The organism is Aeribacillus sp. SP014 (assembly GCF_054055575.1).
Map to the genome: position 1 here is coordinate 3,884,132 of NZ_JBSRXI010000001.1, position 21,094 is coordinate 3,905,225.

Annotated in this window: 15 protein-coding genes and 3 pseudogenes; 4 read left to right on the forward strand and 14 right to left on the reverse strand. The window is 39.6% G+C overall.

Annotated features, from left to right (window positions below; genetic code table 11):
- The first annotated feature begins 16 nt into the window (after window positions 1-16).
- Both ACVIJU_RS18925 and ACVIJU_RS18930 read left to right on the forward strand, forming a co-directional pair.
- Complete coding sequence (locus ACVIJU_RS18925) at window positions 17-1,426, forward strand: FAD-binding oxidoreductase (protein WP_339229733.1); 1,410 nt, start codon at window positions 17-19, stop codon at window positions 1,424-1,426.
- Window position 1,427: 1 nt separating this feature from the next.
- A complete protein-coding gene (locus ACVIJU_RS18930) occupies window positions 1,428-2,732 on the forward strand; it encodes a (Fe-S)-binding protein (RefSeq protein ID WP_327863430.1) in 1,305 nt (434 codons plus the stop codon).
- A 606-nt stretch (window positions 2,733-3,338) separates the two neighbouring features.
- On the opposite strand, the pseudogene ACVIJU_RS18935 reads toward ACVIJU_RS18930, so the two are convergent.
- The 13 genes and pseudogenes from ACVIJU_RS18935 to iolA all read right to left on the reverse strand — a co-directional run.
- Window positions 3,339-3,443 (reverse strand): annotated as a pseudogene (locus tag ACVIJU_RS18935) (DUF3231 family protein); the annotation flags it as partial.
- A 712-nt stretch (window positions 3,444-4,155) separates the two neighbouring features.
- Complete coding sequence (locus ACVIJU_RS18940) at window positions 4,156-5,022, reverse strand: class II fructose-bisphosphate aldolase (protein ID WP_063387626.1); 867 nt, start codon at window positions 5,020-5,022, stop codon at window positions 4,156-4,158.
- A gap of 117 nt (window positions 5,023-5,139) precedes the next feature.
- Complete coding sequence (iolG, locus tag ACVIJU_RS18945) at window positions 5,140-6,138, reverse strand: inositol 2-dehydrogenase (protein ID WP_242009336.1); 999 nt, start codon at window positions 6,136-6,138, stop codon at window positions 5,140-5,142.
- Between the two features lie 210 nt (window positions 6,139-6,348).
- Window positions 6,349-7,335, reverse strand: a complete 987-nt coding sequence (locus tag ACVIJU_RS18950; RefSeq protein WP_063387627.1) for a sugar ABC transporter substrate-binding protein — start codon at window positions 7,333-7,335, stop codon at window positions 6,349-6,351.
- 60 nt (window positions 7,336-7,395) lie between these two features.
- Window positions 7,396-8,389: pseudogene (locus ACVIJU_RS18955) on the reverse strand (ABC transporter permease).
- On the reverse strand, window positions 8,389-9,873 hold the full coding sequence (locus ACVIJU_RS18960; RefSeq protein WP_327873450.1) for a sugar ABC transporter ATP-binding protein: 1,485 nt from the start codon (window positions 9,871-9,873) through the stop codon (window positions 8,389-8,391). Before ACVIJU_RS18960 ends, ACVIJU_RS18955 begins: the two are co-directional and overlap by 1 nt.
- Window positions 9,874-9,975: 102 nt before the next feature.
- On the reverse strand, window positions 9,976-10,995 hold the full coding sequence (gene iolG, locus ACVIJU_RS18965; RefSeq protein WP_063387629.1) for an inositol 2-dehydrogenase: 1,020 nt from the start codon (window positions 10,993-10,995) through the stop codon (window positions 9,976-9,978).
- A 13-nt stretch (window positions 10,996-11,008) separates the two neighbouring features.
- Window positions 11,009-12,007 (reverse strand): Gfo/Idh/MocA family protein, encoded by a 999-nt coding sequence (locus tag ACVIJU_RS18970; protein WP_117017313.1) that lies wholly within the window; start codon window positions 12,005-12,007, stop codon window positions 11,009-11,011.
- Between the two features lie 157 nt (window positions 12,008-12,164).
- A complete protein-coding gene (gene iolE, locus ACVIJU_RS18975) occupies window positions 12,165-13,058 on the reverse strand; it encodes a myo-inosose-2 dehydratase (protein ID WP_063387631.1) in 894 nt (297 codons plus the stop codon).
- Between the two features lie 15 nt (window positions 13,059-13,073).
- Entirely contained in the window at window positions 13,074-14,984 is a 1,911-nt protein-coding gene (iolD, locus tag ACVIJU_RS18980; protein WP_456687903.1) for a 3D-(3,5/4)-trihydroxycyclohexane-1,2-dione acylhydrolase (decyclizing), read from the reverse strand.
- A gap of 25 nt (window positions 14,985-15,009) precedes the next feature.
- Window positions 15,010-15,988 (reverse strand): annotated as a pseudogene (gene iolC, locus ACVIJU_RS18985) (5-dehydro-2-deoxygluconokinase).
- Window positions 15,989-16,014: 26 nt separating this feature from the next.
- Complete coding sequence (gene iolB, locus ACVIJU_RS18990; RefSeq protein WP_063387634.1) at window positions 16,015-16,830, reverse strand: 5-deoxy-glucuronate isomerase; 816 nt, start codon at window positions 16,828-16,830, stop codon at window positions 16,015-16,017.
- A gap of 179 nt (window positions 16,831-17,009) precedes the next feature.
- Complete coding sequence (gene iolA / locus ACVIJU_RS18995) at window positions 17,010-18,473, reverse strand: methylmalonate-semialdehyde dehydrogenase (protein WP_063387635.1); 1,464 nt, start codon at window positions 18,471-18,473, stop codon at window positions 17,010-17,012.
- Window positions 18,474-18,784: 311 nt separating this feature from the next.
- Between iolA and ACVIJU_RS19000 the strand changes: the two genes are divergently transcribed.
- Both ACVIJU_RS19000 and ACVIJU_RS19005 read left to right on the forward strand, forming a co-directional pair.
- Window positions 18,785-19,549, forward strand: a complete 765-nt coding sequence (locus ACVIJU_RS19000) for a DeoR/GlpR family DNA-binding transcription regulator (protein ID WP_456687904.1) — start codon at window positions 18,785-18,787, stop codon at window positions 19,547-19,549.
- A gap of 229 nt (window positions 19,550-19,778) precedes the next feature.
- Entirely contained in the window at window positions 19,779-19,919 is a 141-nt protein-coding gene (locus tag ACVIJU_RS19005) for a hypothetical protein (protein WP_327863433.1), read from the forward strand.
- Window positions 19,920-20,358: 439 nt separating this feature from the next.
- Here ACVIJU_RS19005 and ACVIJU_RS19010 read toward each other — a convergent pair whose 3' ends face one another.
- Window positions 20,359-21,009, reverse strand: coding sequence for a cupin domain-containing protein (locus ACVIJU_RS19010; RefSeq protein ID WP_327863434.1), 651 nt, complete (start codon window positions 21,007-21,009; stop codon window positions 20,359-20,361).
- Window positions 21,010-21,094: the final 85 nt, after the last annotated feature.

Here is a 21,094-nt window from a genome sequence, read left to right on the forward strand (position 1 = left end):
AAAGTGAGAGATTCATATGAAGGTAGTTACACCGAGTCATATTGAAGAGATTAAATCAATAGTTAAAACCGGTAAAGTACTCACTGATGAGAGCGACCGTTTCAGCTATTCATTCGACGGCTCTTTCGGAACATTTCTGCCGGATGTGGTCATTCAAACAAAGAGCGTGGAAGAATTAGCATCCCTTGTGAAGCTTGCCAATCGCGAGAAAATCCCAGTTTATCCTCGCGGTCAAGCCACATCATTAAGCGGTGGCCCGCTGCCTGTCAAAGGCGGTATGGTATTGGATTTATCGGTATTAGATGATGTACTTGAAATTCATGAAGAAGACTTAATCGCCGTTGTATCCCCGGGAGTATTAACAGCGGATATTCACAAAGCAGCCGAGAAAAAAGGATTAATGTATCCTCCAGATCCAAGCAGTTCACATGTGTCTACTATTGGCGGAAATTTAGCTGAGAACTCTGGAGGTCCAAGAGGATTAAAATACGGAGTAACGAAAGATTATGTGATTGGTTTGGAGGTTATCACTCCTGAGGGTGAAATCATTCATACTGGCGGACGCACTGTAAAAAATGTAACCGGTTATGATTTAACAAAACTCATTGTCGGATCAGAAGGAACCTTAGGCATCATTACAAAAGCAATTTTGCGCCTTCTTCCAAAGCCGCCCGCTTCCGAAACCATTATGGCGGTATTTGACAGCCTTGTTGATGCGGGAAGCGCCATTTCAAAAATTTTATCGTCAGGTATTTTGCCTGCCAAAATGGAGTTAATGGATCAAGCTTCGATTGTGGCGGTCGAAAATTACGAGCCTTTAGGCCTGCCTGTAGATGCAGAAGCGATTATTCTCATTGAGCTCGACGGCCATCCTTTAGCTTTAAAGGATGAGATCAAACAAGCAGCGGAACTATGTTATCTTGTCGGAGCAAGAGCTGTTCGCATTCCAAAAAATGAAGCGGAAAAAGCGGAGATCTGGAAAGCTCGAAAGCTGGTATCTCCTGCTATCGTACGTATAAAACCGACCAAAATTTCAGAAGATGCCACCGTACCACGAAGCAAAATACCTCAAATGTGCGCAAGATTGCAGGAAATTCGAGATAAATATAATATTCACCTCGTCGTATTCGGTCACGCAGGTGATGGCAACCTGCATCCAAACATTATTTGCGACAAAAACGACAAAGAAGAAATGCGCCGCGTAGAACAAGCTGTCGCTGAAATTTTCACAGCAGCAGTTGAACTTGGCGGAACGCTTTCAGGCGAACACGGCATCGGAACTATGAAGGCTCCTTTTATGGAAATGGAATTAGGACCAGTCGGTCTGGATATGATGAAGCGGATTAAAAAAGTTTGGGATCCAAATAACATCATGAATCCAGGAAAAATTTTCCCCGAAAAGGGGCAGAAATTGGAGTTGAGTTAACATGAAAGAATCTCTTGAAGAACTAAGGGAAGAATTTCAATATAATAAAACGAACAGCTGTGTACAGTGCGGTTATTGTCTGCCCGTCTGCCCGACATATGTAACTATGCGAATAGAAACACATTCACCGCGCGGACGTATTAATTTAGTCAAAATGGTTGGCGAAGGAAAAATCACGGATCTATCAGTGCTTGAAGAGCCGCTGGATTTATGCCTTGGATGCCGGGCTTGTGAAACGGCTTGTCCGACTGGAGTGGAATATGGTTCCATCCTTGAATCAGCAAGGGCTGCACTTGTGAAACGCAAGAAATTTAAAGCTCCTGTTCGTCTGCTGAGAAAGACAATGTTTCAGAACGTATTCCCTAGTAAAACAGCCATGAATGTGATCGGCAATACGTTTTGGCTCTATGAAAAAAGCGGATTGCAAAAAGCGATGCGCAAAACTGGTATTATGAAAAAGCTGCCTTATCATTTAGGTGAATTCGAAGCGACAATGTCTCAGGCAGTTTCACCAGCAGAACGTAAACAAGCTCCTTCCAGAGTGAAAGCAAAAGGTGAAAAAAAATATACAGTTGCATTTTTCACCGGATGTGTCATGGATGCTATGTTCCATCGCATTAACCGGTTGTCTGTACAGCTGCTTGCAGAAGCGGGTTGTGATGTCATTGTCATCCCTAATCAGACATGCTGCGGTGCACTGCATGCGCACTCTGGTGAAATAGAGGAAGCCAAGCGTCTCGCAAAACAAAACATCGCCGCATTTGAACAAGAGAACGTTGATTTTATTGTGAATAATGCCGGAGGATGCGGCGCTATGCTGCATGAATATGACCACCTGCTCGCAGATGATCAAGAATGGGCTGATAGAGCGGCTGCGTTCACTGCAAAATCAAGAGATATCAGCCAAGTGCTAGTCGCTTGCGGCGGACTGCCTAATCTTCGATCAAATCCGGAAGAACGAGTCACATATCAGCCTTCATGTCATATGACCAATGTTCAAAAAGTGACTGAGGAGCCTTTAAACCTTCTAAAAAGTATTTCAGGAATTAATTTTGTTGAGATGGAGCAAGCAAACATGTGCTGCGGTTCAGCAGGAATCTATAATATCATTAACTATGATGCCTCAATGGACATCCTTGATGAGAAAATGAAGCATACGAAAGCGACCGGAGCATCAGTCGTGATTACGACCAACCCAGGATGTCTCATACAGATGAAGCTTGGTATCGAACGCGAAAAACTGTCTGATTCTGTGCGAGCATTGCATCTAGTCGAATATTTGGCCGAAGCTGCCGGAATTTCATAAATTTTGCTTACACTTATGCTGGATACGTGTTTATTGTACATTTGACAGAAGCATTAAAAATGACATTCCGCACCTGAAAGGAAAACTTCCATCTTTTTTTCAGGTGCGTTTTTTAAAAGTTTTCACTTATCATTTAATTCCTTTTTAATCGACTTCTTCCATCTTCATTCTTTTTTCGATAATTTCCATCGATCATCTATTTTACCTGTTCCGACACACGGATGGAAAGGAAAGATTATAGCCAGCCTCAAGTTCAAATAACCCTTTTGATTGTTAGCCGATGTAATCAAGTCAGCCGGAAAAAAATTCGATCCGCTAATACAATCGGATTTTCTTCACGCTGAAAATCTCCAAAATGTGTCCAGTTACATTGAATTGGACGATGTTTCAGAGCAACGTTTTTCGTATTGGGATAGAGAATCTGTCTGTAAAAGTAAGAACATGAAGCTTTATATGACGTTTTATTAACGTTTCTGTTTATTCATATAGGTTTGTAAATTCCGCATATCCGAGAACAGCCAAGTACGATTAATTACGAAGTCATAAACACCTTGATATTGCCATTCTCAGCCAAAGAATCCCTAGTTTGGTAACAAACTAAACCGGATATCCGGCAACAAATCCTTTAGCCGTTTGTAAATACGACCATACGCCAAATATTTCTCCGTAGTGCATTGGCTCTTCTTTTGGATTATCGCTTAAAATTCCCATAATAAACCTCCTTTAGATAAGATGGATTGATTTATAGGATTTTTGTACGAAGGAATGAACAAAAAAGTTTGTGTAATGCATGGATTAGCTCATCAAATTTAGTTAAATTTTCAATCCTTCTAACAGTACTTTTCGATAGGAAATTTGACTACAAAAAAGGACTACCTCCTTTCTTCTTAGTAAGGAAGTAGTCCTCACTTATTCTATAGACCAGTTCTCAAAAAAGTGGTCAAATTTTATTACATGCACCCTACATATCCTTTTATTGTAATAATTTTACAGTTCCCTTTGACTTTCTTGCATTTTGATTTTAGAGGGCAATGACTACAGTCTTCACATTCAAGATTTTGAAGCTTTGCTCATAACCAGACGGGTCCTTTTTGTTTTGGTATTTTTTAAACGCAACTCTTCTTCCATTTGGGCAGATAAAACAATTATCTTGCTCACAATACGTCCAGTTTTTCGCATTTTTGTGTCCTTTTTGTATTTGTGTGTTGTTCTTGTACATAGGTTCCATAAGGAATCAGAAAATCAAATCGAGGCTCTTTCTCAACACCAACTGCATATAGTTTTCTTCACTGCCATATCCTGCATCCGCAATGACTGCTTTCGGCTTGGGTAAAGAAAATTTGCCAGTTTCTCCATATTTTCTTGGATGAGCTTTTCGATTCCCCGGCAGGAATAAATCTTTTGGGAATAAGCGTACAGAAAACTATATTTTTTGCATCAATTTTTCTATTCGATTGGAGCTTCCGAAAATCTCAATATGGTATTTGACATTTTCATATGCGGCACGGATAACATCTTGATGAAACACAAAATAATCTGTATAGCAAGAAGATTGGACATTTTTATTTATATGATTGATAACATTGTTGAAGGTTGAAGTAGCAACATTAATTTTTCTAATTCCTAACTTAATGCATTCTTTAAAATCATTCTCTTCGATTCCCGATCCACCGTGCAATACAAGCGGTATTTCAACTCGCTCATCAATTTCCTTCAAACGGTCAAACCGCAAATTTGGTTCACCTTTATATACGCCGTGGGCGTTCCCGATTGCAATTGCTAATGCATCTACTTTTGTTTCTTCCGCAAATTTCTCAGCTTCTTCAACCCCTGTAATAGTTATTTCGATATCTTCTGACCCATCTTCGCTTCCTCCGACTCTTCCAATCTCAGCTTCAACGGTTGCACCGTAGAAGTTCGCCAGTTTAACAATTTCTTTTGTCTTTTCTATATTTTCTTTTAAAGGTAAATGTGATCCATCATACATGACAGATGTAAAGCCGATATCAAGTGCCTGCTTGATTTTTTCATAAGTTAAACCGTGATCAAAATGAACTGCTACTGGGACAACAGATTGTTTCGCAGCTTCAACCATTAATGGGCCGATTAAATGAAGTGGAGAATGCTTCAAACGAACTTCGGCAATTTGCAATATAATGGGCGATCTTAATTCCTCTGCCGCTTGGATCGCCCCCATAACCATTTCCATATTTGCAACACTAAATGCACCGATTCCAAAATTATCCTCTTCTGCACTTGCGAAAATCTCTCGCATTGTCACTAAAGGCATTTATTCATCATCCTTTTCCTATACCGACTATTTTCTGGGGAAAATCTGTACTTGCTATTACGTTTTCTATACAAAATGTTCAATGAAAAACAACGAATTTTTTTCTTAAATGGTTTGTTAAAACTCGACTTTCACCGGTACTCCTTTTTCAAATGACTCTTGCGCAGCTTTGGCAATTCTTTGTGCTTGCAAGCCATCAAATCCACTGCACAAAACAGATTCATTATCCATGCAAGCATGAACAAATTGCTTAACTTCTTCAATATAGGCTTCGGAATAACGTTCAAGAAAGAAATAGAGCGGTTTATCCTTCACAACATGGTCAGATGTTGATAATTCAACTGTTGTCGGCCGGCAATTATCAGCAGTTGCCGCCCCTTTATCTCCAAAAATTTCTACTCTCTGATCATATCCATAAACGGCCTGTCTGCTATTATCAATGACACCTAATGCACCATTTTCAAATTTTAGTGTTACAACCGCCGTGTCGATATCACCGGCTTTGCCAATTTCTGAATCTATTAAAACGGCTCCTTGAGCAAAAACTTCAACTACTTCACTGTTTACAATATAACGAGCCATATCGAAATCGTGGATCATCATATCCATAAATAAACCGCCTGAAGTCCGCACGTAATCAATGGTTGGCGGTTTTGGATCCCTTGAAGTAATTTTTAAAATATGAGGTGTTCCAATTTGTCCTTGTTGAACAAGATCGTGTAGCCTTTTAAAATTCGGATCAAAGCGTCTGTTAAATCCTACTTGAAATTTGACGCCAGCCTTTTCAACTTCATTAATTACCTCTACTGTTTCTTCAACTGAAAAACTAACCGGTTTTTCACAAAAGATATGCTTACCGGCCGCCGCAGCCTTTTTAATAATTTCGGCATGCGTAGAAGTTGGAGAGCAAACAAAAATGGCATGGATTTCCGGATCACGTAAAAGATCCTCATAATTATCCGTAACTATTGAAATGTTCTTTTCTTTTGCCCAATCTTCCATTTGAGCAATCATTACATCCGATATTCCTTTAATCTTTACATTTGGTATATGCTGCATGTTTTCTGCATGCAGCCGCCCGATTCTCCCTGCTCCAATAATTCCAATGTTTATCATGTTCCGATCTCCTCCATTTTCACCAAGAAAATGACCATCATTTGGCATGATGAAATCTGCTTGCTCATCATTAAAAGTTTTTTATTTAAGTAAATAAAGGATCATTATATTAATGAGCTCGAGCTAAAGAAGCTCGAGCTATTTAATGGTTTTACGTGTCCGACACACTTGTTGTTGCGAACAACCATCTTTTCATCAGTTAACAAAAATTTATTCTTTCGTAATGCTTTTCAAGAATTCTAATTTTTCTTGCGCATTTTCTTTTGTGATGACATCAATGCCGCTGTCAATTCTTTTTTCAACTTTTTCACCTTTTATAGCTTTAATTGCATTTTCAACTCCTAAATATCCCATGTCATAAGGGCTTTGAGCAATTGTTCCGGCTAATTTTCCGGCTATAATCGATTCAACAGCTTCAACTGTACCGTCTGTGCCAATGACCGGGATTTTCATTCCTTTAGCTTCAACTGCCCGGAGCACTCCAAGTGCCATATCATCGTTTGCAGCAAATACACCTTTAATATTTTTATTGTTCTGTAATATATTCTCCATTACTGACATCGCTTTTGATTTATCACTATCTGCCGGTTGTTCAGCTACTACTTTCATCCCAGCATCTTCTAAAGCCTTTTTGGCTCCTTTTATACGCTCATCCGTTGCAGTGTTCCCAAGAGCACCGCTAATAAGAGCTACTTCATCCCCTTTATTCAACATTGATGCAAGCAATTTTCCAGCTTCCTGACCAGCTGTGAAGTTTTCTGTTCCAATAAATGTTGTTTTATCTTTCAGTTCTGCGTCTGTATCAATGAGCAATACAGGAATGCCCTGTTGTGTAGCCTGTTCTAGTGAAGGAACAACAGTTGAAGGCTGAGTTGGCGAAACAACTAATGCCCCCGGCGATTGATTGATTTGGTCCTCAATCATATTTACTTGTTCGATCACTTGAGACTCTGAAGCTGGTCCTACAACATTTACTTCAACACCCAATTCTTTTCCAGCTGCTTTCGCACCAGCCTCTACATATTTCCAATATGGGCTGCTTAACGTTTTTAAAACGACTGATATTGTTTTACCTTCTAAATCGTTGCCTTCTTTCTCACTACTTCCCCCTGAAGATTTTTCACCCCCACATCCAGATGCAATAATCATGCTAGCAGCCATTGCTACAACACCTAAAGATTTCACCCATTTTTTCATAAAATCATCCCCCTTGAATTTATAAATAAATTTTAAATATTAACACTATTTTTAAAAAAGTTAGTCTTTCTTGCTTTTTCTCTGTCTAATCACATCTACATAAACAGCCGCTATAATAACAAATCCTATGACTGCCATTTGAAAATCGGCTGAAACATTCAATAAGTTAAGGCCATTTCTCAACACAGCAATAATTAAAGCTCCTATCAGAGTTCCCCAAACTGTTCCAACTCCACCAAAAAAGCTTGCTCCGCCAATAATTACCGCTGCAATGGCATCCAACTCATATGATAAACCTGCAAGCGGGAAGGCAGAATTTACTCTTCCTACCATAACTAATCCTGCCAGCGATGCCATAAAACCACTGATTGTATAAACAATGACAAGAACACGATCAACATTGATTCCAGATAAATGAGCTGCTTCTTTATTTCCTCCAATTGCATAAATATATCTTCCGGTTTTTGTTCTAGTTAAAAATATATGGAAAATGATATACATCACGATAACTAGCAAAAAGCTCACAGGAATTGGACCGACAAATTCTCTCCCCAAAAATTGAATTTAAATACGGAAATCCGGCAATTGGTGCAGCTGCTGTTACAATCAGCGCTAAACCACGTGCTATGTTCATTGTTCCAAGAGTAGAAATAAACGGATGAGGCAATTTAAGCTTTGTCAGCAATATTCCGTTTAACCACCCAAAAAAACACCCAACTAATAAGCATACAAGAATTCCTAAAATGGGATGCATGCCCATATTAACGGAAACAATCCCCATTAACATGATTGAAATAGCTAAAATGGATCCGACCGATAAGTCGATACCTGCAGTCAAAATCGGCAAGAGCATCCCTAAAGCCAACAATGCATTAATGGATGACTGTCTGGCGATATTCATGATGTTGTTGATGGTTAAAAACTTATCCGATAGAATCGTGAGAACTGTACATAAAATGATAAGCCCGATCAGAGCGCCAAACTTACTAAGATAATGCTTGACAGATTTCTTTTCAACATTCGTTTCCGAGCTGTTCACCGCTAACTCTCTCATCAATTACTCCCTCCTGTAGCCGCTTTCATGATCTTCTCTTGCGAAGCTTCATTAATAGGAAAGTCTGCTGTTATTTTTCCTTCAGACATCACCAGTACGCGATCGCACATTCCCAAAATTTCCGGCAAATCAGACGAAATCATTAAAACGATGGCTCCATTTTCAACTAATTGATTCATCAACCGATATACTTCCACTTTAGCGCCAACGTCGATACCACGTGTCGGTTCATCAAATATAAAGACTTTCGCTTTTGTACAAAGCCATTTGGCTATAACGACTTTTTGCTGGTTTCCTCCGCTCAGCTTTCTTGCATTCAGTTCAATATTTCCCGGGCGGATTTTCAATTCTTTTACATAGTCCATGGCTCCCTGCTTGATTTTTTTCAAATCTATTAATTTGCTCTTTTTTCTAAAGTTATCCATATTAGCAAGGACAATGTTCATGTATAACGGTTGATCCAGCAGCAAACCTTCACTTTTTCTATCCTCTGTAATAAAGGCTATTCCGGCAGAGATGGCGTCCCTAGGTGATTTAATGTCGACTAATTTTCCGTCAACATAGATCTTGCCTTTTTCCTTTTTATCTGCACCAAAAATGGCTCTTGCCAGCTCCGTTCTGCCGGCACCAACAAGTCCGGAAATACCGACAATTTCGCCGCGGCGAATACTAAAGCTGACAGGTTCTTTAAAGCCGCTAACTTTTAAATCTTCGACTCTAAAGCCTTCTTCCCCTAACGTAAAGGTTTGTTTTGGATATTTTTCTTCAAGAGTTCTACCTACCATCAGTTCAATCCAATGATCCGTGCTCGTTGTCTTTACTGGAAGTGTATCGATTTTAAAGCCGTCTCTTAAAATAGTGATTCGATCGCCAATTCGTTTAATTTCTTCAAGTCTATGAGAAATAAATATGATAGCAATTCCTTTTTCTTTTAATTGTTCGACCGTTTTATATAACTGTTCTACCTCCGACTGGCTCAAACTCGCTGTTGGTTCGTCCATGATAATTAATTTCGCATCTAAAGTAAGAGCTTTCGCAATTTCGACTAGCTGCTGCTGACCTATTCCTAAGTAACCGAGCGGCTGCTCTGCAATAGCTGGATCTTGTCCAAGCATCTGCAAAAATTGCTTCGCGCTTTCTTTCATTTGTTTGTGGTTGATAAATGAAAGTTTTCCATTCCCTTTAATTTCCCGGCCTAAAAATATATTTTCATAGACTTTCAGCTCTGGAATCACGTTTAGTTCTTGGTATATCGTTGCTATTCCAAGCTGCATGGCATCCAAAGGTGAGCTGATTTGAACCGGCTGGCCTTCCCAATAAATTTCTCCTTCATCTTTTTGATAGGCTCCCGTCAAAATTTTAATCAACGTTGATTTACCAGCCCCATTTTCACCTAACAGCACATGAACTTCCCCAGGTTTCACTTCAAAATCAATGCCCTTCAAAACATGATTATTTGAAAAGCTTTTTTTAATGCCCTTCATCACCAGTAGGCTTCCTTCAGCACTAGCCAATGTTTTTTCCTCCTTTCTCTGCGTATAGGAACTAATCTATTAAGAGAATCAACAGCTATTCTGAAGACAAAATCATAATATTTTAGATGTTTTCAAGGAAACTTTTTCTTGCTTAAAAAACGATTCTTGTGCCGCAACAGCAATTTCTTGAGCTTTTACTCCATCTTCAACAGTTACTTTAGGTTGATACCCCTCTAGTAAAGCATTAAAAAAGTCTTCCAGCTCGAGATAATAGGCGTCTTTAAATCTAGTCGGAAAATCTTGAACAATATCATGAACTGCGCCAGAACTGGTCAAAACTTGAATGTTATGTTGACGCAAGCCGCCAATAAAAATAGTTCCTTCCGTACCTATTACTTCCGCACGTATATCATAGCCATAATGGGCATTTCTGCTGGATTCAACGTCACCAACGGCTCCCGATTCAAATTCTAAATAACAGAGAGATTGATCCACATCTTGATATTTGGACATAAACGGATATTTTAAAACTTTGCCGTGAGCTGATACTGCTTCAACGTCTGATTCCATTAAATACCTTGCAATGTCAAAATCATGAATGGCCATATCAATAAATATACCGCCGCTATTTTTTATAAATTCTTCAGGAGGCGATGCTGGATCGCGGGAAATTCCCCGAAAATAAATTGGTTTTCCGATATCTCCTCTTAAAATTCTTTTTTTGGCTTCAGCGTACGCTGGATCGAACCGTCTCATAAAGCCGACCTGACAAATTGTGCTATGCCGCTTCATTATTTCAAAAATTTCTTTCGCTTCGTCTAAATTGCTGACAAGCGGTTTTTCAACAAAAACTGCTTTATTGCTAAAAGCTGCTTCCTTCAACAGTTCAAAATGCGTACTCGTAGGAGAAGCAATGATAACAGCCTCAATCCGATCATTTGAAAAAATATCACTTGGATTTGTAGTGAAGTTAGGAACATCTAATTCTATGGAAACTTTTTTGGCAAGCTCTTCATTTCTATCACAAATGTATACTAGTTCGGCGGATTGGATTTTTGTCTTAACGTTTACAGCATGCCAATACCCAAGACGTCCTAGCCCGATCACTGCACAGCGAATTTTTCTGTTCATTTTCATTACCTTCCTAAAATTTATTTAGACTTGTTACTACGGATTGATTGCGCAAAGATTCATAACCTTTTTCTATATAATGAATAACTTGAATAGAATTTCGGATTCCATAAACTGGTTGTTTTCCGTTGATAATGCAATCATTTACATGCTCCACTTGATTGAAATACTGATTATCTTTATATGTTTCAAACAGTATTATTTCGTTATTATCATCTTTTACAATTACTTTGCCCTTTTGATCTGATGACACATCAGGCCGAAAAGAGGAATCTACTAAAATGGTTCCACGCTCTCCTATAATTTCATACCGATTAATAAATGGCAGCTTCATGCTGGCGGTAATTTCGGCTGTTCTTCCAAACTCATCTACAAAAATACAAGTTGATAACATATCCACTTTATGTTCAGGGTCAACTTCCCCCAACATAACAACTTTCTCTGGTTTTATTCCGATGATCTGGCTCATCGCATGAACTCCGTAACACCCGACATCCCACATAGCTCCTCCGCCTAATGCGGGGTTTAAACGAATATCATCCCGGTCTTGCAAACTCCAAGAAAAATGTGATTTTACATGCAATATGCTTCCGATCATCCCCGAAGCCAATAAATCCTTTACACGTGCATGTTGTTTATGGAATTGATACATAAAGGCTTCCATAAAAATTACGTTGTTTTGCTCTACAGCTTCCTGAACCTTCAATAATTCTTTCGTACTAACAGCTGCAGGCTTTTCTACTAAAATATGCTTTCCCTTCTGTGCAGCTTTTATTGCCCATTCGGCGTGCAGGGCATTTGGAAGAGGAATATAAACTACATCAATCGATTCATCTTCTAACAATTGATCGTAATCACTATAAACCTTTGGAATATTGAATCGGGCGACTTTTTCTTTGCTTCTGCTCGCAATCGCTACAACTTCGGAACGAGAGGATTGTCTCAGGGCAGGAAGAAGCTGCTCGTAAGCAATATTAGCTGCACTCATAATTCCCCACTTTACTTTTTCCATTTTGATCACCTTTCACAAAATTTTCTGAACGGCAAAGGTAAAATCATGACCGCCCAGCATCCCATTACAATCAAAGTTACGAATCGATTGTTTCGATTAACGGGTGACATTTTTTTAAAGAGCGAAACTGTTGTTTGTTTCATCCTCCATGCCCTGCTTAAGAGTTGTTTAATAATTTTTCATTTATATACTTACGAGCAATTAAAGCGTATTCCAATGGATGGGCTATTGACGGATCTTGTTCGGCTTCAACGATAATCCATCCTTTGTATTGATGGTCCAATAGTTTTTGATAAAGTACGGTAAAATCAATGCAGCCGTCCCCTGGTACCGTAAAGATTCCGCTTAAGAAGGAATTCATGAATGATTTTCCTTCTTTTTTGCACTCCTCCATTATCTTTTTTCTTACATCTTTAAAGTGCACGTGTTTTATGCGGTCAATATGCTTGTTTAATAGCTGCTGGCAATCTTCATCGGAAACATAGATGTGGCCTGTGTCATAGAGCAGGTGCACGTAGTTTGCATCAGTGTTTTCCATTAACCGATCAATCTCCGGAAGGGTTTGAACCCCCGTTCCCATATGATGGTGATAAACTAATTTCAAACCGTACTGCACAGCGATTTTTCCCAGTTCGTTCAGGCCTTCGCATAATTGGGTCCACTCGGCATCTGTAAAGTGCGGCTTTTCGGAAAAAACATTTTTATCGGTACCTTGAATGCTGTAAGTCTGCTCAGAAACTACTGCCACATCTGCATGAACTTCATACAAGTATTGACAATGCTGATGGAAAGCCCGTTTAGCTTCTTCTATGCCGTCGCGGATAATAAAACTGCTAAACCACCGTCCTGCTATTTTTAAGTTTCGCAGCTTCAATTCCTTGTTTAACACTTTCGGCTCAGGGAAAAAGCCGCCAACTTCGGTGCCTTCAAAACCTGCGACAACAATGTCGCTTAAAAGGTGCTGCAACGTATTTTCAGCTCCGATTTCCGGTATATCATCATTTCTCCAGCCGATCGGCGAAATTCCCCATAAGATGTCTTGCTCTCCCATTGTTTGTCTCCTTCTTTAATATTGTTTGGCAGTTTTTAAATTTTCTTGTTTTTCTTTAAATGCTTTTTGCACACTTTCCTTTTCAGAGACTTCCGCAACCCCGACATGCCACCAGCTTTCATAGCCATTTGTCATGGTCTTTGGAAGCACTTTCATTTCTATTAAAGTAGATACATTTTGTTTCTTGGCATCTTCTAATGCTGCTTTCAATTCTTCGACTGTATTGGCACGGTAAGTTTTGGCTCCGTAGCCTTCAGCCACTTTTGCATAATCAATGTTCATGATTTGATTGTCATGTGTTCGGAATTCGCAATAATAGCTTCCCATTCCATTGCCCATTTGCAGGTTGCTAATACAGCCAAATCCTGAGTTGTCAAACAGCAAAATATTAATTTTATGATTATATTGAATGGCTGTAACCAATTCAGAATGCAGCATGAGGAAGCTGCCGTCGCCCACCATGGCATAAACTTCTTTGTCAGGCTGCGCAAGCTTGATTCCTAAAGCACCCGACACTTCATATCCCATACACGAATACCCGTATTCCATATGGTATGTGTTAGGTTCTGTTGAATGCCATAAGCGTTGAAGATCTCCAGGCAATGAACCAGCTGAACCGATGATGATACTGTCAGGCGAAACCGCTTCATTAATCGCCAATAATGCAGTGGTCTGCGCCAATTCTGTATTTAACGCATCTGCATATTCATTCAGCACTTCTTGGGAAAACTGATCTTTTATTTCCGGTGTAAAGTTTTCCCTGTCAAACACTATCTTGCTTAAACGGTCGCGCTCTCTCAGCCACTCCTCTTTTAATTCGACAATTTGATCTCCGAATTCGCTTTTATACCCGTCCAACAGCGGGAATAACAGCTCCAAAGTTGTTTTGGCGTCTGCGACTACTTGAAAACCATCCATTTTATAGGCCTGCAAACGGCTGACATTAATGTTCAAAAACTTTGCCTGTTCAAAATTGAACGCTGTTTTCGACGAAGTCGTAAAATCTGTATATCTTGTTCCCACTCCAATAATCAAATCCGCTTCTTTAGCCGCTTTATTGGCAGCTAATGTTCCGGTTACTCCGATTCCGCCCAAATTATTTTTAAATGTTGATTCGACTGTCGATTTTCCGGCTTGCGTTTCGACAAGCGGAATATCGTGCTTCTCGGAAAGCTTGATTAAAATATCCCTCGCTTGGGAGTATTTTGCACCGCCGCCCACAATGATAAGTGGTTTTTTGCTTGATTTTATTAATTCTGCAGCTCCCTTTAGCTCTCGATCAGTCGGCAATTTGCGGTCAAGATAGTGCACCCGTTTTTCAAAAAATTTCTCATCAAAATCAAACGCTTCCCCTTCGGCATCTTGCGAAATGCAGATGGTCGCAGGACCCGCTTTGGCCGGATCTGTCATCACTTCAAAAGCTCTGATTAAACTTGACATCAACTGTTCAGGGCGTGTGATCCGATCCCAATATCTTGATACGGGCTTGAGCGCATCATTGGTTGTCACCGCCGTACTATATTCATGTTCCACTTGCTGCAAAACAGGATCAGGCTGGCGGGTTGCAAAGGAATCTGCAGGGAGCAGAAGGACGGGAATATTATTGGAAAGAGCTGTACCCGCTGCCGCGACCAAGTTGGCCGACCCCGGTCCAACCGACGTGGTGACGGCAAATATTTTTTGCCGAAGCATTTGTTTGCTGTAAGCAATGGCTGCATGCGCCATTCCTTGTTCATTTTTCCCTTGAATTACTTTTAAATGGCCGGGATCTTGCTCAAGCGCCTGACCAATTCCTAAAACATTGCCATGTCCGAACACATTGAAGATTCCTTCCACAAAGGGAAATTCTTTACCATCAACGTGAATGTATTGTTGGTTTAAAAATTTGATTAAAGCTTGAGCTGTTGTGAGCCGGATAGTTCCCATCTTTTTCACCCCTGATCGTATTCAATTATGATCTTTCGGCAATGAGTTGTTCGATTTCTTCCGCTTTCGGCATTGCATCAGAAGAGCTGTGTCTGCTGACGACAATAGCGGCTGAGGCGCTCCCGTATTTTAAAGCCGTCTCAATGTCCTTGCCTGTAATTAGCGCATACAAGAAGGCTGAAGCGTATGCATCCCCTGCACCGAACGTTTTTAATACTTTTGTCCGATAAGCATTCGCTTGAAATGTTTCACCTGATTTCGCATACGCATAAGAGCCTTCAACGCCATGCTTAATGATAATCAGGTCGGGCGAATGCTGAAACAAATAGCGAACGGTCTCCTCGTTTTTCCCGTCTTTTGTTCCTTCCATGATATCGTATTCGTCGCGGGTGCCGATCACAACGTCTGCCTTTTCCCGCCACCAATGAATAATAAACAGAAGTTTCATCAGTAGATATCCAAGTGTACGGGCGATAATCCAATTCAAATATGACTTTCACATCATGTTTTTTCGCCAGAGAGATCGCTTTCAAAACAGCTTCTCTCGAAGGGCTTTTAGATAGCGCCGTACCGGAAACAAGCAAAATTTTGGATCTTTTGATATATTCCTCATCTACCTCGGACGGTTTCAAATAGAGGTCTGCTACATTTTCACGATACATTAAGATGCTGCAGTCTTCCGGACTTTTAATTTCTGTAAAAGCCAATCCGGTTTTATGCCCCTCCTGATCAACGACCATATGGGATGTGTCAACCCCAACATTGCGCATATATTGCTCAATAAAACGGCCATGCTGATCGTCTGAAATTTTTCCGATGAATCCAGCCTTCAGCCCTAATTTTGAACAGCCAATGGCAATATTAGCCGGAGAGCCTCCAACATATTTTGTAAAAGTCATCGTTTCTTCCATCGGACGGTTGTATTCCACAGCGTTTAAATCAATGCATGCACGGCCAATTGCAATGATGTCAAATTCTCTGTCGGTATTGAAATCATATCTCATCTTTGATAAACAGCTCCTTGTATTTTTTAACGTTTCAATATCCATTCATGATCAGGGTCATTGTAAAATTTCCAAATCCGTTTCGGGCCTGCCATAACATTTAAATAATAAGAGGTATAACCGTCTGGTACGCCGACCGGATGATATCCTTTCGGCACGATGACAACATCACCGTTTTCAACTGTCATCGTTTCATCTAGTGAACGATCGTCCGTATAAACTCGCTGAAAAACGAATCCTTGAGGCGGATCCATTTCATGATAATAGGTCTCTTCCAATAGCGACTCATTTGGTAAGTTATCACGGTCATGCTTATGCGGAGGATAGCTTGACCAATTGCCGCTTTCCGTAAACACTTCCACCACTAAAAGACTATTCGCACTTGGATCTGAATCAGGCAAAATATTGTGGACAAAACGTTTATTGTTAAGTATCCCCCTATGCTCGATTCCTACATTTTCTGCTTTAATCCATTTCGTAGGCAGCTGACGTTCAGACGGGGAATAGCATAAGGCAACGCGCGCTTTTGTTACTCCTTCAACCTCAAAATGGCGCTGATTGGAAACATATACGCTGTCCGTCGGGATCTTTTCAAAAACACTTTCCCGCGTACCTAAATTTTTGAAATTTTCATCACCGACTGAAACATTAATTTTTCCCGTTAAGGCGACGATGCAGCATTCTTGGTTTCCTAATAATTCCGAATATTTTGCGTTCGGATCTAAATCGATGACTTTAAATCCCACATATTCCAAAGGAGAGTTTTCTGATGTTACTTCATGAACAACTATTACTCCCTTTTCGATTTCTTTCTTGTTCGGTTTTCGCAGCAAATGACTCATATATACCTCCCTCACATGGCGGCGGTTTTCTTTTTCTTAAAGGAAAGAAAACCGAAAAAACAATTGTTTTCTTAAAGCTTTTGACAAAGCCGTCGCGCTCTCTTTTCCGATTCATTTTCAGGCTCATGAAGCTGAATAATGAGCCTGAAGGATGAATCTTCTATCACATTACCAATCTATTATTCAAAACTTGGCGTTTTATAGCGCGCTGTGACAACCTTTTTGCGCGTATAAAAATCAACGCTGTCTTTTCCGTTGGCGTGCAATGTTCCAAAGAACGAAGACTTCCATCCGGAGAACGGGAAGAACGCCATTGGAGCCGGCACTCCTAAGTTAACGCCTAGCATACCTGCATCAATATTTTCGCGGAAATAGCGAATGGCTTGAGCGTTCGTTGTAAAAATACATGCGCCGTTGGCAAACTCAGATCTATTTGCAATTTCGATCGCTTCTTTTAAATGTTTCACCCGAATGATCGATAAGACAGGTGCAAAAATTTCGTCCTTCCAAATGGTCATATCGGTTGTAACATTGTCAAAAATCGTAGGTCCGATAAAAAACCCGTCGTCAGTTGCGCGATTGCGTCCGTCACATACCAAGGTTGCGCCTTCTTCAACACCCTTTTCAATATAACGGATCGTGCGTTTTTTATTTTCTTCTCGGATGACCGGTCCTAGCAAGACACCGTCATCAAGGCCGTTGCCCATTTTAATATTTTCTGTTTCTTCTTTTAACTTGGCGATAAATTGATCAGCAATTTCTTCCTCCACCGTCACAACTGAACATGCCATGCATCGTTCTCCTGCTGATCCGAATGCTGAAGAAATAATGTTGGTAACAGCATCATCCAAGTTGGCATCCTTTAACACAATCGTATGGTTTTTCGCTCCAGTCAACGCCTGAACACGTTTTAAATTTTCACTAGCCCGTTTATAAACGTATTCGCCAACCGGCTTGGAGCCAACGAACGAAATCGCTTTGATATCCGGATGATCCAAAATTCCATTGACAACATCATGCGCTCCATTTACCACATTTAATACACCTTTTGGAAGACCCGCTTCTGTAAACAAGTTGACTAATTTTTCGATTAAGAGCGGTGTTCTTTCAGATGGTTTTAATATAAAAGTATTGCCAAGCGCTATTGCCATTGGGAACATCCAGCAAGGCACCATCATCGGGAAGTTAAACGGAGTAATCCCGCCGACCACGCCGATCGGATAGCGGTAATTGGTCGCCTCAATATCAGTCGCAATCGTTGATAAGGAATCCCCCATCATTAAAGTAGGCGCTCCTGCCGCAAACTCTACATTTTCTATTCCGCGCTGGACTTCTCCTAATGCTTCAGAATAACTTTTTCCATTTTCAATCGTAATGATCCGCGCTAATTCTTCCCTATGCTTTATTAACAGCTGCTGAAAATTAAATAGGATTCTTGCACGGCGAGGAACAGGGACGTTTTTCCATTCCTCAAAAGCTTTTTTGGCAACTTCTACAGCTTCATCCACTTCCTCTTTTGTAGAAAGAGGAACTTGGCCAATTACTTCTTTAGTAGCAGGATTGTAAACATCTTCATATTTTGTTGCTTTACTTTCAACCCATTCGCCATTAATGTAATTTTTTAATTTTAATGCGTTAGACATTTTCTGTCCCCCTTAATTCATCAACACTAGTTGATCATAAATAGTTGGTATGTTTTTAAAAAAATTGATGATATTATTGTTATATATTAGTTATATTTTGGTTATATCTCGATTTTTATGATAATATTAAAAGCGTTTTCAGTCAACAAAAATTTAAAAATATTTCTGCGACTAATCGGCTAAATCTTCATTATTATTGAACTTATAGGGTAATATAGATATAATTAACGTTGATGGTTAAGTTTTGGTTAACTTTATAATTTGTTTCAAATATTAGCCAGTGAAAACTAAAGAAAGCAAGAGGGATCCACATGTTAAAATCTAAACGAATAGAACAAATAGAAAAATATGTTTTTGAACATCAAACCGTTTCGTTGGACGAACTTGTTAAGGAATTCAATGTGTCAAAAAACACCATCCGGCGCGATGTTCAACAATTAGTTGAACGGGGAACGATCAAAAAGGTGTACGGAGGAGTTGCTGTTAATCATACAACATTAGAATCATTTACGGTCAGACAAACCCGCAATCAAAAGCAGAAAAAAGCCGTTGCCAAAGCAGCCGCAAAATATGTTGAGGACGGCGATATTATTTATATTGATTCGGGAACAACAACATTGGAAATGGTGGAATATTTGCAAACAAAACAGGTTACGATCATCACAAACAATTTGGACTTTATTATAAATTCGTACCCTTATCCAAACTTAAACGTTCTGACAACAGGTGGAGTATTTGAACGTAAAACGAAATCGTTCGTCAGTCTCAAAAATATGGATATATTACAAAGCTACAATATTAATAAAGCTTTCATGGCATCAACCGGCATCTCCATTTCAAATGGCGTAACGAACTCTTCCCCGCTTGAAAGCGAAATAAAACAAACAATTGTCAGAAGAAGTGAACAAGTTTATTTATTGGTAGATCATGATAAATTTGATAAATACGCTTTAATGACTTATTGCCGTCTTGATGAGGTTGATTATATTATTACGGACACTGCTCCGAGTGAGCAATACCAGGAATTTGCCAAAAAACACAATATCCAGCTTGTCATTGCTGATAATGAAAATTAAACATAAAACATCGTTGACAAGCGGCTAGCAGCTTTTTCTTTTGTCAAATTGTTTTTGAGGTGACTGAATCCTTGTTCTCATCATGATTTCCTCAAGCTTGTTCACCTTTAACGATGGAGACATATTTTAATAGATTTTCGAAATCGTTCCTGCTATTCTATGGAACAGGAAGAAATTGATTCATTCAGTAGATAAGTGTAAATGTTTTTATTTTAACGGACACAACAGAGTGAAAGCCATTCGATTATTCTATTTTCAAGCTGCTGGTCGAACCAATTGGCAAAAAGGATTTAAACCTGCGGCTACAATTGGACAATTTGCAAACAAAGAAGCCCTCCCTTCAACACCGCTTGATCAAAAATCAACTTAGTTATGCAAAAACCCCCGCCTTTTTTTCGTTTTGGGAACTAACTGTTGCAAAGTATGTATAAAGATTTTTAAGGCAAATCATGAAAACCTCCTTCGGCAAACATAAAACCCTTGGACAAATCCTTTTACTGGATTGCCCAAGGGTTTAAGAATATTTGCGAAACGAATTCATGAGTTGAGGAGCTACACCACATGTCGCTCACCGCCGCATATTTGCTTAGCAAGTTCTTCCTGAAACATTCTTCCGGTGATTATACCCCAACAGCTTACGAAGCAATGTTTCCAACCACCTTTTCCTCATCTAAGAGATGGTTTCAACAAAAAAAGAGAATTGCCATAAGATTTCTATAATCAGGAACTGTATCATACGACTGGAATTTTTAGTAAATCCTCAAAACAAAACCTATCAAAGGAAAAATACCTCCTTTAAAGGCTCTGCCTTAGAAAAGGCTGGGACCATAAGATGCGAATGGGTAATTATAAGGGTAATGATGGTAATGATGGATATAATTTGGATTTTGGCGGGTCGAGCTAGTTTGATCATTTTCATATTTCTTACGTTTACAGTTTTTATGTGGGCCGATAAATGTGTTCGGTTGAATAGGAGCTATAGTTTTCTTCCATTCCTGTTCATTCAGGCAATAAGTATGCGCCATGATATTTGACGGAGTAAGCTTTAAGATATCTGAACCTAAAATCACCTCAGGAGTCGGGGCATCAAATATTGCCAGAAGGTGTGTATTATCCTTGGTTGCTACTTCGTAATGCCACCATGCTTGCGGAATATTTACCACCTGCCCCGGCTTAATTGGATAGTTATGAATTTGTTTTGTAAATGGGTTCAACATCGAGACAGTGGCAGCACCGGAAATACAATAGACCAGCTCAGCTGCATTTTGATGATAGTGAGGTTCTATAACATTATTTTTGCTTAAAAAAATATCCAATAAAGATATGTTTTCTAATGTGTTTAACTGTTTAATTCCCAAGATATTTATAAAGTTGTGTTTATCCTTTGTGAACGATCTACTCTTGTTGACATCGAAGGTGAATTGCGTTTTAGGTGATGTGTAATCCAAATATGCAACCATGTGCACTCATCCTTTGTGTTTAAATATTTCACCATAATCTATGCAGACACGTATTAGTAGTGCAAGTACCTAAATAAAAAAGCCA